The organism is Pseudomonas sp. No.117 (assembly GCF_054558395.1).
Window position 1 is genome coordinate 32,543 of record NZ_BAAJNP010000010.1, and the last position, 12,428, is coordinate 44,970.

Annotated in this window: 13 protein-coding genes; 7 read left to right on the forward strand and 6 right to left on the reverse strand. The window is 66.8% G+C overall.

The features are described from left to right. Positions 1-51: 51 nt before the first annotated feature. A complete protein-coding gene (locus tag ACYJP6_RS22760) occupies positions 52-273 on the forward strand; it encodes a hypothetical protein (protein WP_145007247.1) in 222 nt (73 codons plus the stop codon). On the opposite strand, the gene ACYJP6_RS22765 is transcribed toward ACYJP6_RS22760, so the two are convergent. Further along, positions 261-500 (reverse strand): hypothetical protein, encoded by a 240-nt coding sequence (locus ACYJP6_RS22765; RefSeq protein ID WP_459478128.1) that lies wholly within the window; start codon positions 498-500, stop codon positions 261-263. The two genes, ACYJP6_RS22760 and ACYJP6_RS22765, sit on opposite strands and share 13 nt — an antisense overlap. Further along, the gene (gene purU, locus ACYJP6_RS22770; RefSeq protein WP_145007245.1) at positions 472-1,323 is read right to left on the reverse strand and encodes a formyltetrahydrofolate deformylase; all 852 of its coding nucleotides are present in this window, start codon (positions 1,321-1,323) and stop codon (positions 472-474) included. The genes ACYJP6_RS22765 and purU overlap by 29 nt, the downstream gene beginning before the upstream one ends. Positions 1,324-1,618: 295 nt before the next feature. Here purU and mvaT point away from each other — a divergent pair, with 295 nt between their 5' ends. Then, on the forward strand, positions 1,619-2,002 hold the full coding sequence (gene mvaT, locus ACYJP6_RS22775) for a histone-like nucleoid-structuring protein MvaT (RefSeq protein WP_459478131.1): 384 nt from the start codon (positions 1,619-1,621) through the stop codon (positions 2,000-2,002). A 268-nt stretch (positions 2,003-2,270) separates the two neighbouring features. On the opposite strand, the gene sbcB is transcribed toward mvaT, so the two are convergent. After that, entirely contained in the window at positions 2,271-3,725 is a 1,455-nt protein-coding gene (gene sbcB, locus ACYJP6_RS22780; protein WP_459478133.1) for an exodeoxyribonuclease I, read from the reverse strand. A gap of 109 nt (positions 3,726-3,834) precedes the next feature. Here sbcB and ACYJP6_RS22785 point away from each other — a divergent pair, with 109 nt between their 5' ends. Genes ACYJP6_RS22785 through ACYJP6_RS22795 form a run of 3 tightly spaced genes read left to right on the forward strand, consistent with a single transcriptional unit; the run spans position 3,835 to position 6,855 of the window. Further along, entirely contained in the window at positions 3,835-5,052 is a 1,218-nt protein-coding gene (locus ACYJP6_RS22785; protein ID WP_459478135.1) for a DUF4350 domain-containing protein, read from the forward strand. Further along, positions 5,030-6,025 (forward strand): AAA family ATPase, encoded by a 996-nt coding sequence (locus ACYJP6_RS22790; RefSeq protein ID WP_459478137.1) that lies wholly within the window; start codon positions 5,030-5,032, stop codon positions 6,023-6,025. Before ACYJP6_RS22785 ends, ACYJP6_RS22790 begins: the two co-directional genes overlap by 23 nt. Continuing rightward, a complete protein-coding gene (locus tag ACYJP6_RS22795; protein WP_459478139.1) occupies positions 6,022-6,855 on the forward strand; it encodes a hypothetical protein in 834 nt (277 codons plus the stop codon). Before ACYJP6_RS22790 ends, ACYJP6_RS22795 begins: the two co-directional genes overlap by 4 nt. Here ACYJP6_RS22795 and ACYJP6_RS22800 read toward each other — a convergent pair. Further along, positions 6,816-7,178 (reverse strand): PilZ domain-containing protein, encoded by a 363-nt coding sequence (locus ACYJP6_RS22800; protein WP_459478141.1) that lies wholly within the window; start codon positions 7,176-7,178, stop codon positions 6,816-6,818. The genes ACYJP6_RS22795 and ACYJP6_RS22800 overlap by 40 nt on opposite strands. Positions 7,179-7,234: 56 nt before the next feature. Then, on the reverse strand, positions 7,235-7,621 hold the full coding sequence (locus tag ACYJP6_RS22805; RefSeq protein ID WP_459478143.1) for a tetratricopeptide repeat protein: 387 nt from the start codon (positions 7,619-7,621) through the stop codon (positions 7,235-7,237). Between the two features lie 196 nt (positions 7,622-7,817). On the opposite strand from ACYJP6_RS22805, the gene pyk reads away from it, so the two are divergent. Then, positions 7,818-9,269, forward strand: a complete 1,452-nt coding sequence (gene pyk, locus ACYJP6_RS22810) for a pyruvate kinase (RefSeq protein WP_058763606.1) — start codon at positions 7,818-7,820, stop codon at positions 9,267-9,269. A gap of 118 nt (positions 9,270-9,387) precedes the next feature. On the opposite strand, the gene ACYJP6_RS22815 is transcribed toward pyk, so the two are convergent. Continuing rightward, the gene (locus tag ACYJP6_RS22815; protein ID WP_459478146.1) at positions 9,388-9,558 is read right to left on the reverse strand and encodes a hypothetical protein; all 171 of its coding nucleotides are present in this window, start codon (positions 9,556-9,558) and stop codon (positions 9,388-9,390) included. Positions 9,559-9,681: 123 nt separating this feature from the next. Between ACYJP6_RS22815 and ACYJP6_RS22820 the strand changes: the two genes are divergently transcribed. Next, positions 9,682-12,294, forward strand: coding sequence for a DEAD/DEAH box helicase (locus ACYJP6_RS22820; protein ID WP_459478148.1), 2,613 nt, complete (start codon positions 9,682-9,684; stop codon positions 12,292-12,294). Positions 12,295-12,428: the final 134 nt, after the last annotated feature.

Below are 12,428 nucleotides of genomic sequence, written 5' to 3' on the forward strand. Positions count from 1 at the left end.
GCGGTCCTGGCGACCGCTCGCCCCTCGCGACACTCGAACAAGATCGAACCCGTGACCAAAGACCAACTTCGCGCTGAACTGGAACGCCAGGCCCAGCGCTATCAGGATGTATACGGTGGCGAAATCGTCACCTACGCCGCCCAGCCCAAGCCCGATCGCAAACCCTGGAAGAAACGTCCTACCGTGCAGGACGAGGTGTTCGCGTCGGAAGTCCGCAAGATCGCCGACCTCAAGGCCAAGACCAGCGCCGAGTCCGTCGCTCAGGACGACTGAGCGGCAGCCGCCGCTTCGCCCTCGTCCGGCGCAGCGGCGGGGTCCGCAGCCTTCTGCAACCGATGCCACAGCTCCGCGGCCGCGCTGAAATCGGCGCCGCTCTCGGCGGCGAGGCCCTGCAGGTCATAGCGGGCCAGGCAGCCCTCGCCCAGGCGCGGTGGCGCCCCGGCGGTACCGGGTACCGCCGGGGCGTCGCGGTCAGTCGAAGATGACGGTCTTGTTGCCATGCACCATGACCCGCTCTTGCAGGTGGTATCTCAGACCACGCGACAGCACCATCTTCTCGACGTCCTTGCCGAGGCGGACCATGTCCTCGACGTTGTCCCTGTGGCTGACGCGCTCCACGTCCTGCTCGATGATGGGGCCGGCATCCAGCTCCTCGGTCACGTAGTGGCAGGTGGCACCGATCAGCTTGACGCCCCGCTGGGCCGCCTGGTGATAGGGCTTGGCCCCGACGAAGGACGGCAGGAAGCTGTGGTGGATGTTGATCACCTGGTGGGCGTAGCGGGCGCAGAGATCGGGCGGCAGGATCTGCATGTAGCGCGCCAGCACCACGGTGTCCGCTTGGTGCAGGTCGATCAGCCGCGACACCTCGTCGAAGGCCGGCTGCTTGTCGGCCGGATCGACCGGTACGTGGAAGAAGGGAATGCCATGCCACTCGACCATGCTGCGCAGGGTGTCGTGGTTGGAGATGACGCAGGGAATCTCGCAATCCAGCTCGCCGCTGTGCCAGCGGTGCAGCAGATCGGCCAGGCAATGGGATTCGCGACTGGCCATGAGCACCACGCGCTTGCGCTGGGCCGAATCGGTAATCCGCCACTGCATGGAAAACTCCCGCGCGATGGGCGCGAAGGCCTGGCGGAAGCCCGCGAGGTCGAACGGCAGGGAGTCGGCGCGGATCTCGTGGCGCATGAAGAACCAGCCACTCTCCGTATCCGAATGGTGGCTCGCTTCGGTTATCCAGCCATTATAGGTCGCCAGGAAGTTGCTGACCTTGGCCACGATACCTACCCCGTCCGGACAGGCGATCACCAGACGAAACGTTTGCATAGCACAACCTCGAACGAAAAGGGGCTGCATTCTAGGCGCAGTCGCAGGCAGCGTCGAGCGGTGCACAGGCAACGTGGCTGGAGGATCCGGTCGTGGAAGCGGAGCGGTAAAACAATCGCGCTGTGCGAAGTTCCGCCAAGGCCGCAATGAAAGTTATGGGTTGCGGCGAAAGTCCCGCCAAGAAACAGTTGGTCTGTTAATTATTCAGCGGTGCCCGCCTAGTTTACTTATCCCGATAGCCAACCTATGATACAGGCACTTTCATCTCTGCATCAGCAGCAAACAAAGGCCAGCCATGTCGCTCATCAATGAATATCGCCAGACCGAAGAAGCCATCAAGGAACTGCAGGAGCGCCTGAAGTCGCTGCAGCAGGATGACAAACTGCAACGCGAACTGGAGTTCGAAAAGAAACTCCGTTCCTTGATGGGTGAGTATCAGAAGTCGCTGCGTGACATCATTGGCATCCTCGATAGCGAAGCCAAGCCCGCACGCCAAGCTCGTACCACCAAGGCCAATACTGCCAGCACCCCCAAGCGCGCGCGCAAGGTCAAGCAGTACAAGAACCCGCACAACGGCGAAGTGATTGAAACCAAGGGTGGCAATCACAAGACCCTGAAAGAGTGGAAGGCCAAGTGGGGCTCGGACGACGTAGAGTCCTGGGCGACCCTGCTGGATTGATCTGAAAACGCCGGTTCGCCGGCGTTTTTTTCGTCTCGCTGGGGTGCAGCCCGCGGCTCACCGCCCTGTAACAGCGGAGTGCTGCGCCATCGGCGCTACTCTTTTCGATCCTGGATTTTCGCTGGCAGCTGCCTGCGGCTGGATTGGGTACAAGACTCACTTCGCGCTGTGCGACGACGGCCCATAAGTCTGGATGCCGTTCTTAAGAAACTTGCCATCCCTGGCAATGTTTCCTAGCAAAAAAGTTGTCGCGCCATTTGTCGCGACGTTAAGTCGCACTCTCGACCGAACTCTCCAACCGCTGCATCACGGCGCGAACATGGGCGGACCAGGCATCGAGAATGGGCAATAGATCACTGGATACTTCACCCCGCAGCTGTTCGGCCAGGGTGAAGAATTGACCGCAGGTCAGTTGGCCTTGTCCTTCTTCCTTCAAGAGTCGTAGCCGACAGAATTCCCGCCAACGCGCGCCCTCTTCCGCCGTGAGTAACTCGGGAAAGTTACGGGCACGGTAGCGAAAGAACAATTCGGGATGACGTTCGTCACGAAAGGCCCACGTCTGGACGCTCAATTGTTCGGCAGGACACTGGCGAACTCGCTCGCAAAGGCTTCGCTCTTCGGCATCGATGAAGCCGTCATAGAGTCTCAACTCCGCATCCTGTCCCTGTCCTGCGAACGCGGCAGACTCGGTGTAGAGCTCGCGGAGCTTGGGTTGCCAGTTCGAGCGCTGGTCGAGCAGGCGGCTGACGGCGCGCCACACCGCGGCCAGGTCGAACTGCAGGCGCTCCAGATCCGCGGGACGCAACACACTGAAAGGCGCCAGGACCGGGCATTTGTTGATCTGCACCAGCTTGAGCGGCACGGGCAGCTCGCCCTCCGCCAGATCCTCGCGACGGGTGTAGAGGCGCTGGCGCAAGGTATCGGCATCGAGTTCGAACAGGGGTTCGGGCGCGGCGCCGAGGTCGCAGACGATCAGGGCGTTGCGATTGACCGGATGCCAGGCCAGCGGCAGGACCGGCGCGAGGAAGTGCCGCTCGGCACTGAAGCGGCCGGAGACGTGCAGCAGGGGTTCGAGCAGGCGGATACGCGTCTGGACCGCCTTTTTCTGTCGCTGCGTCCAGAGATAGTCATAGAGCCGCGGCTGGCGCTGCCTGACCAATCGCGCCAGGGCCAGGGTCGCCCGGACATCCGCCAGGGCATCATGGGCCTGGCCATGCTCGATGCCATTGGCCAGGGTGAGACGATCCAGCCGCAGGGAGACGCGCTGGTTCTCCTCCGGCCAGGTGAGGCTCTCCGGGCGGAAGGCATAGAGGGCGCGGATCAGGCCAAGCACATCCCAGCGACTGTTACCCTGCTGCCACTCGCGGCCATAAGGATCATGGAAGTTGCGGTACAGGCTGTGCCGCACCATTTCATCGTCGAAGCGCAGGTTGTTGTAGCCGACCGTGCAGGTATTGGGCCGCGCGAGCTCGTCGTGAAGGCGCTGCAGGAACTCCCGCTCACGCAGTCCCTGACGCTGCAGGGTATCCGGCAGGATGCCGGTGACCAGGCAGGCACGCGGATGCGGCAGGACATCGTCGCTCAGCCGGCAATGCAGATTGAGCGGTTCGGCGATTTCATTGAGGTCGAGATCGGTACGCACCCCGGCGACCTGCAGCGGACGATCCCGCCGTGGATCTATCCCCGTGGTCTCGAAGTCGTACCAGAAGATACTTTGAGTCACACCGCCCTCCCCTAGAATCGGCGCAGTCTAGCATCGTCGAGCGCCTTGCTCCCGGCCCCCCGCACCCGCTAGGCTCTGGAGTCTGTCCATCCGTGTATCCGCTCCCCGCATGCGTTCAGTCGATCGGCTCTCCTTTCGCGTCAGGTGCCGACTGCTCGGCGCGCGCCTGGGCGCCGCCGGCTTGGCCCTGACGCTGTCCCTGGCCTGCCTCGCCGAGCCGGAGCCGTTGTCCTGCCCGCTACCGCCGCAGGCCGACAGTGGGCCGGCAAGCCTGCGACTGACCCACCAGGGACTCGACAGCCGCGCCGCCCACCAGCTCGCCACCGAGCTCGCCGCCTCGACCGCAAGCAGCCAGGACCCGCAGGCGCTCGCGGCGGCCTACCTGCGCCGGCTCGGCAGTCCGGTGCAGCGCAGCAGCCCCGAGCACCTCGGCGAACTGCCGTCGACAGGGGGCGTACGCTTCTGGCTGGCCGGCAATCCACCCCTCACCGAACAGGACGCCCAGCGCCTGCTGGACTGGGTCGAGTCGGGTGGCCGACTGGTGGCGGTCGCCGACGACAGCACCCTGGCCCTCAGTGCGACCCTCGGCGTGAGGCCGATGCCCACCCGCGAGTTGAGCGGCACGCCGCAACCCATCATGGCCCTGCCGCTCTGGCCCAACCTGACGCAGCTGTATCTGGCCGACGACGACGCCCCCGCCTACCTCGGCTTCGACGACAGTCGCCACCTGTTCGATGTCGGCGACCAGGCCGTGGCCTGGGCGAGCAGCGCCAGCGCCACGCATCTGCTGCTGCTACCCTGGGGCGAGGGTAGCGTCACCCTGCTATCGGACACCGAGCTCTGGAGCAATGGGCGCCTGCCCCAGTACGACAACGCCTGGCTGCTGTGGTACCTGACCCAGGGCGCAGCGGTCGTCATCGTCGCGCCGACGCCACCCGTTCCGCTGTGGCTCGACCTGCTGCAGCGCTTCGGCGTGGCCACCCTGTTGCTGGCACTGGCGCTGACCCTCTGGCGGTGGCGGACGGGCGGCGGCAGCCGCGCGGCCCATCGCTGGCCGGAGCTGGTCGCCGCACTGCAGCGTGACATCCAGCGCGACCTGCATCGCCGCCGCCCCGAATTTGCCGACCAGGGCGTGGCGGAGCACTGGCACTATCTGGCGCGCCTGAGCGGCCTGAGCATCCGCGCGGTGGGCGAGGCGCTGCGCCCCGGGCCGGCGCGCCTGTCCGGCAAGGACTTCACCCGCCGTATCGTCCACTTGCGCCAGCTGCGCCTGGCCTTGCGCACCCTTAGCCCGAGGAATTCCGATGACCGACACCGCCCTTCCTGATGCCAACCCGGCGGATCCCGGTGAGGCGAGCGTCAAGGCGCGCGCCCTGGCCCGCGTGCAGGCGCTGCGGCAGGCGCTGCTCAGGGTATTGCCGGCGCAGGAGACCGCCGTGGACGGCCTGCTCGCGACCCTGCTGGCGGGGGGGCACCTGCTGCTGGAAGGCCCCACCGGATCCGGCAAGACGCTGCTCGCCCGAGCCCTGGCTGCCAGCCTGGAAGCCGGCTTCGCCCGCCTGCACTGCCATCCGACACAAACCCTGGCCGAGGTCGCCGGGGAGATCGTTCTGGACAGCGGCCAGGACAGTGCCCGTCTCCGACGCGGGCCGCTGTTCAACCCGCTGGTCCTGATCGAGGATCTCCACCGCGCCCCGGCGGTAGTCCTCAATCTCCTGGACGATGCGCTGCAGAGTCGCCAGGTGCTGCTGGAGGGCCGCCAGGTACCCTTGCCGGCGCCCTTCCTGGTGATCGCCACCCGGGCGCCGGGCCACGACCTGCCCCTGGCGCTACGGGATCGTTTCCTCAGCCAGCTACGCCTGGACTGGCCCGCGGAAAGCCAAGAGCTGGCCGCCTTGCGCCAGGTCGTCCAGCAGGGCTACGGCGACCCCCTGGAGGCAGCGGCGCTGCGCCCCCTGCTGCACGCGCGGGATCTGCCCGCCCTGCAGCGCCTGGTGGCGAGCCTGCCGGTCCCGGAGTCTGTGCTGGACTACGCCGTGCGCCTGATCCGCCTTACCCGGGACTGGCCGGCGTTCGACCAGGGCGCCGGTCCGCGGGCGGGCCAGGCGCTGCTGCGTCTCGCCCAGGCTCAGGCCTTCCTGCGCGGCAGCGCCACGGTCGCGGGCGAGGACGTCCGCAACGCGCTGCCAGGCGTGCTGCGTCCGCGCCTGCGGCTGACCCCGGAACGGGAATTCGAGGGTGACAGCCTCGATGGCCAGATCCTCAAGCTGCTGGGGCAATGTCCGGCACCACGCCCATGACCCCGAGCCGCCGCTTCCCACTCGTCCTGGTCATCCTGGCCCTGGCCAGCCTGGTCCTGGGGATCGCGGTGCCACCCCTTTGGCAAGGACTGCCCGCGGCGGCTGCCGCGCTGGTGTTGGCCCTGGCGATCCTGGAGCGGCAGAGTCCGCGCTGGCGCTGGGTGGGACTCTGGCAGCATCCGCCTGCCGTTCCGCGCCCATCGAGGACTCCGCGGTACCCCACTGCCTGGCACCTGTTGCTCGACAACCAGGCGCCCAGCGGCCTCGACGCCTGGCGACAGGACCGCGACCAGGTGCTGGAGCTGTGGCGCAATCTAGCGGTCGGTGGCAATGAGGTGCGCCTGTATGGCCTGGCGCCCGAGTTGCGCCTGCTGGCGGCGGCCGCGCCCGGACGTCCCCCGGTCCGGCCCGATCCGCTTCCGCCGCGACCGACTGCCGCCGGCGACCTGCAATCCGCACTGGCACGACTATGCCGCCAGGCCGCGCCTGGGAGTGTCATCCTGGTGGTGGCACCGCTGGAGGAAGCGGCAGTGGACTGGCTCGCCCGCCTGGACCTGGCCGGGCGCGGACTGCAGCTCTGGGTGGTCGGCACCTCGCTACGACTCGCCGGGGAGCCTCGCGAGATTAGCGGCTGGCGCAGTGCCCGGCGCTACGCCGAAGCCTGGCAGACCGAGATCCGCAGCGAGCGGCTGGCCAGGCGCCTGGAGCGCCTGGGCGTGAGCTGGTTGGCGGCCAGTCATACGGCGGATCTGCAGACCCGCCTGCTACGGCGCCTGGAAGAGCAAGGCGCTCAGATCGCCGACTGCGACAGGCGACCGAAGGTGAAATAGTGCTGCAGCACGCCGATCAGCTCGGCGAACTCGGGCGGCGGCTCGGCGACGCTGAAGCCGGAATCGTAGTTGCCCGGCGTCACGTCTTCATGGCTCCACTGGCAGCGAGCATCGAAGTCGACGAAATGCAGCTGGCCGTCCTGGCCGGGAATCTTCAGCCGGAGTTCGAAACGCGCATTCACCAACATGGGCAGCTGGCTGATCATCAGCAGCCCCTCGCGGGAGATGTTGCCGATGTAGCCCATGGGCTTGTCGGTGAAGCGGTTGAACACCTTCAGGTAGTAGGGCAGCTGGTGGCGCTCGATACGACGATTCTGAGTCATGGTGCGATTCATCCTGCACACGGTAAAGCCACTTTACCGACAACGTCCTGGAAAGCTCAGCGCTGCGGTAGGTTTCGCACCGGTTGGGGCGTCGCAACGGCCGTTCCGCCATCTAGCCCCATTTGGCGCAGGGTGTCCAGTCGGGCCTGGGCCCGATAGGCATATTCGCTGGCCGGATAGCGGGCCTGGATGAAACGATAGGTCTGGGCGGCGTCGCCGTACAGCTGCTGCTGCTCCAGGCACTGGCCGCGCAGCATGGAGAATTCCGGTTGCAGCCAGGGCCTCGCCCTGCCCTTGCGCTCGGCCTGGGAGATCTGCAGCAGGGCATTGGCACAGTCGCCTTCCGCATAGGATTTGTAGGCGGCATCGAGATAGGAATTCATCGAGACACTGGTACAGCCCGTCAGGCCGAGCAGCAGGAACAGGCAGAGATAAGGGCGCATGGAAAGTCCTCCTGTTCGCTAGATCGGCGCCGGGGCCAGCTTCTTGAGGACGAACGACCATCGGTGTGACGAAGCTGCGAAAAGCCGTCATGTGCTGGCCACGCGGGAGCGCTACAATGAGCTGCGCTTCGTGTTCTACGTCGACTCGGCGCTCGGGCGCCGACTCATGGTTGCAATCCGCTAAAGGAAAGACTGCATGATTTATCGCCGTACCAAGATCGTCGCCACCCTAGGCCCGGCCAGCAATTCTCCGGAAGTCCTCGAGCAGCTCATCATCGCCGGCATCGACGTCGCCCGGCTGAACTTCTCGCATGGAACGCCCGATGAGCACCGGGCCCGTGGTCAGCTGGTACGGGATCTCGCCGCCAAGCACGGCCGTCACGTCGCCCTGCTCGGCGACCTCCAGGGTCCGAAGATCCGCATCGCCAAGTTCGTCAATAAGCGTATCGAACTCAAGGTCGGCGATCCCTTCCGCCTGTCCATTGCCCATCCGCGCACCGAAGGCACCGAGGAAGTGGTCGGCATCGACTACCCGGGCCTGGTCGCCGACTGCCGCGTGGGCGACGAGCTGCTGCTGGACGACGGCCGCGTCGTGCTGCGCGTGGAAGGCGTCACCGCCACCGAACTGCATTGCACCACCCTGATCGGCGGTCCGCTGTCCGACCACAAGGGCATCAATCGCCGTGGTGGCGGTCTCACCGCGCCGGCGCTGACCGACAAGGACCGCGAGGACATCAAGCTGGCCGCCTCCATGGAGGTCGACTACCTGGCGGTGTCCTTCCCGCGTGATGCCGAAGACATGAACGAAGCCCGGCGCCTGATGGAAGCCGCCGGTGGCAAGTCCTGGCTGGTGGCCAAGATCGAACGCGCCGAAGCCGTCGCCAACGACGAAGCGCTGGATGGCCTGATCCAGGCTAGCGATGCCGTCATGGTGGCCCGCGGCGACCTGGGCGTGGAAATCGGCGACGCCGAACTGGTAGGCATCCAGAAGCGCATCATTTCCCACGCGCGTAGGCTCAACAAGGCGGTGATCACCGCGACCCAGATGATGGAGTCGATGATCAGCAGCCCCATGCCGACCCGTGCGGAAGTCTCCGACGTGGCCAATGCCGTGCTCGACAACACCGACGCCGTGATGCTCTCCGCCGAGAGCGCCGCCGGCCAGTACCCGGTGGAAGCGGTCAAGGCCATGGCGCGCGTCTGCGTCGGCGCCGAGAAGCAGCCCACCAGCAAGCTGTCCAGCCACCGCCTGGGCCAGACCTTCACCCGTTGGGACGAGAGTATCGCCCTGGCCTCCATCTACGTGGCCAACCACTTCCCCGGCGTGAAGGCCATCATCAGCCTGACCGACACCGGCTACACCCCGCTGATCATGTCGCGCCTGCGCTCCTCGGTGCCGATCTTCTCCTTCGCCTCCAGCCGCGCCACCCAGGCCCGCACCGCGCTGTTCCGCAACGTGCACACCATCCCCTTCGACCCGACCACCATGCCGGCGAACAAGGTGAGCCAGGCCGCCGTGGACGAGCTGCTCAAGCGCGGTATCGTCGAGCACGGTGACTGGGTGATCCTGACCAAGGGCGACAGCTACACCAAGCGTGACGGCACCAACACCATGAAGATGTACCGCGTGGGCGACCTGCTGGTCTGAGTCACAGCGCCAGGCATCACCCGTCCAGGCGGGTAAGGCCTCGAAAAGCCCCGATCAGGCGACTGGTCGGGGCTTTTTCTTGCGCCCTGCGCCGCGGCCCAAGGAGCGGCTCGTCGGACTAGCCACTGGCACCGGCCAGGTAGGCCAGATGCAGCGCCGCCGCGCCCATGACGCCTAGGCTGCAGACGACGAGGATGTAGCGCTGCAAGGAACGCAGGCGGCCTTCCCGCCTGGCCTGCGCATTGAGGGTATCGACAAGGGCCAGGCTGGCTAACGGTTGTTCGCGCATCGTCTCGCTCCCCAATTCCTAAATGCACTATATTCTCATTCTCACAAAGTGCAAGGGAGTCCAACGAGTGCCTGGTGGACTGTGGCAGAATAGCCGGTTTGGTACGAACAGCCTGGGTGAACGATGGCGTTACGTTTCGAACGGCTCAAGTGGCAGGACTGGAAGGGCGCCTTCACGGAGCGCAACTACGAGCGCGGCCGGCGCCTGGTCCTCGACGGGCTGGTACAGCTCCGCTCGGCCGCCAAGGGGCAGGTCTACGCCGAGTGCAGCAGCCCGGCCGGCCCGGCCTATCGCCAGGCGATCACCCTGCGCCCGGGCGAATCCGCCTGGCGGGTCGAAGCCCGCTGTACCTGTCCGGTCGGCCGCAACTGCAAGCATGCCGCCGCGGCCCTCATCGAACTCGAACGCCTGCAGCGCTGCGAGGCCGATCTGCCGAGCGTGCCGGTCGCCAACCCGGACCTGCCGCAGCCGATCCTGACCCTCGGCAGCCACACCCAGATCGATTACGACCGCCACATCGGCAAGATGCGGCCCACCGTAAGGCACCGCGCCGCCCTGGCCTTCCAGTATGGTCAGCGCCGGGTATTCGGCACGCCGCCGCGCACTCCGGGCGCCGACTATCCCGCCCGCCAGCTGGCTGCCGAGCAGCGCTGGCGCCAGACGCTGATCGACCATGGCCTGCGCCTAGCGACTCGGCGCAGCGCCGCCCTGCCCGAGGAATGTGGCGAGATGTTCGAGCTGCCTGACGATCCCGCCTGGCTCAGGTTCGTGCAGCAAGTCATCCCGACCCTGCGCGAGAGTGGCTGGCAGATCGAGGCCCAGCCGGAATTCACCTTCGATCTCACGCCGGTGGAAGGCTGGTACGGCCACCTCGAAGAGGTGGAAGACCAGGCCGCTACCGGCCTGTTCGACGTCGAACTGGGCATTCGCCTGGGTCAGCGCCGCGTCAGCCTGATCCCGCTGCTGATCGACGCCATTCGCCGCGAACCCTCCCAGTACGAACCGGGGATCCTGGCCAAGCGTCCTGACGACGAGCCGGTGCTGCTGCGCATCGAACCGCCGCGAATGGCCGGCCAACAGGGCCGGGTACAGCGGGTCGCCGTCCCCCTGGGGCGACTCAAGCCGATCCTGCAGATCCTCGGCGAGCTCTATGCCACCGAGCGCCTGCCCAATGACCGTGCCCTGCGTCTGCCCCGCCTCGATGCCGCGCGCCTGGCCGAGTTGGACGAGCGCCTGCCGCTGGAATGGGAAGGCGGCGAGCGACTAAGGAGCTTCGCCGAGCGCCTGCGCAGCTACGCCGCCGAGCCGGTGGTGCTACCCGAAACCCTGCACGCGGAATTACGACCCTACCAGCGCGAGGGCGTGGCCTGGCTGCAGGCCCTGCGCGAACTGGAGGTGGGCGGCATCCTCGCCGACGACATGGGCCTGGGCAAGACGCTGCAGACCCTGGCGCACATCCTCGTCGAGCAGGCGGCCGGCCGCCTCACCGCGCCGGCGCTGATCGTCATGCCGACCAGCCTGATCCCCAATTGGCAGGACGAGATCGCCCGCTTCGCGCCGGGCCTGCGCGTCCTCACCCTGCAGGGCAGCGCCCGCAGCAGCCGCTTCGAACGCATTCCCGAGCACGATGTGGTGCTCACCACCTATGCGCTGCTCCCGCGCGATGCCGAGCGCCTGGCCGGCTACGACTTCCATCTGCAGGTACTGGACGAAGCCCAGTCGATCAAGAACGCCGCCACCAAGGCCGCCCAGGCGGCCCGGCACCTGCGCGCCCGCCATCGCCTGTGCCTAACCGGCACGCCGCTGGAAAACCACCTGGGCGAGCTGTGGTCGCAATTCCACTTCCTCATGCCCGGCTGGCTGGGTGACGAGAAGACCTTCAAGCAGAGCTATCGCATCCCCGTCGAGCGCGAAGGCAATGTGCAGCGCCTGGCGGCGCTCAAGGCGCGGGTGCGGCCGTTCATGCTGCGCCGTACCAAGCAACGGGTTGCCAGCGAATTACCGCCGAAGACCGAGATCGTCCAGCTGGTCGAACTCAGCCCGGCGCAGCGCGAGCGCTACGAAGCCCTGCGCCTGATGCTGGACGAACGGGTACGCGCCGAGATCGCCCGCCAGGGGATCGGCCGCAGCCAGCTGCTGATCCTCGATGCCCTGCTGCGCCTGCGCCAGGTCTGTTGCGACCTGCGCCTGGTGCCCCATGAAGACGATGCCGTGGCCAAGCCCTCGGCGAAACTGGCGGCGCTGAACGAAAGACTCGACGCCCTGCTACCGGGAGGCAGCCGGGTCCTGGTGTTCTCCCAGTTCACCAGCATGCTCGATCTCATCGCAGCGGATCTCGATGAGCGCGGCATCGAGTACGTCACCCTGACCGGCGAGACCCGTGATCGCCGCACCCCGGTGCAACGCTTCCAGAGCGGCGAGGTGCCGGTGTTCCTGCTCAGCCTCAAGGCGGGCGGCAGCGGGCTCAACCTGACCGCCGCCGATACCGTGATCCACTTCGACCCCTGGTGGAACCCGGCGGCCGAACAGCAGGCCAGCGACCGGGCCTACCGCATCGGCCAGGATCGCCCGGTGTTCGTCTACAAGCTGATCGCCCGCGGCACCCTGGAAGAGCGCATCCAGCAGCTGCAGCAGGAAAAGGCCCGGCTGAGCGCCGGCATCCTCAGCGAGAACGCCGGCGACTGGCGCCTGACCGAGGCCGACCTCGCCCAGCTGCTGGCGCCGCTGGACCGTTAGGCCAAGGCTGGGAAGCAAGCGGCTGGCTGGGCTAGGCGGCCTGCTGCTCGTGGAGCATCCAGGCCGACACGGCCCTGCTCGCCAGGGGCGCCTCCCGCCGCACAGGCGATGGAAGGCGCCGCTCCTGCAGCGCT

What these genes read in the sequence shown, in the direction of transcription:
- ACYJP6_RS22765 (WP_459478128.1), bottom strand. Translation starts at nt 500, where the DNA reads ATGGCAACAAGACCGTCATCTTCGACTGACCGCGACGCCCCGGCGGTA.
- purU (WP_145007245.1), bottom strand. Translation starts at nt 1,323, where the DNA reads ATGCAAACGTTTCGTCTGGTGATCGCCTGTCCGGACGGGGTAGGTATC.
- mvaT (WP_459478131.1), top strand. Translation starts at nt 1,619, where the DNA reads ATGTCGCTCATCAATGAATATCGCCAGACCGAAGAAGCCATCAAGGAA.
- ACYJP6_RS22785 (WP_459478135.1), top strand. Translation starts at nt 3,835, where the DNA reads ATGCGTTCAGTCGATCGGCTCTCCTTTCGCGTCAGGTGCCGACTGCTC.
- ACYJP6_RS22790 (WP_459478137.1), top strand. Translation starts at nt 5,030, where the DNA reads ATGACCGACACCGCCCTTCCTGATGCCAACCCGGCGGATCCCGGTGAG.
- ACYJP6_RS22795 (WP_459478139.1), top strand. Translation starts at nt 6,022, where the DNA reads ATGACCCCGAGCCGCCGCTTCCCACTCGTCCTGGTCATCCTGGCCCTG.
- ACYJP6_RS22800 (WP_459478141.1), bottom strand. Translation starts at nt 7,178, where the DNA reads ATGACTCAGAATCGTCGTATCGAGCGCCACCAGCTGCCCTACTACCTG.
- ACYJP6_RS22805 (WP_459478143.1), bottom strand. Translation starts at nt 7,621, where the DNA reads ATGCGCCCTTATCTCTGCCTGTTCCTGCTGCTCGGCCTGACGGGCTGT.
- pyk (WP_058763606.1), top strand. Translation starts at nt 7,818, where the DNA reads ATGATTTATCGCCGTACCAAGATCGTCGCCACCCTAGGCCCGGCCAGC.
- ACYJP6_RS22815 (WP_459478146.1), bottom strand. Translation starts at nt 9,558, where the DNA reads ATGCGCGAACAACCGTTAGCCAGCCTGGCCCTTGTCGATACCCTCAAT.
- ACYJP6_RS22820 (WP_459478148.1), top strand. Translation starts at nt 9,682, where the DNA reads ATGGCGTTACGTTTCGAACGGCTCAAGTGGCAGGACTGGAAGGGCGCC.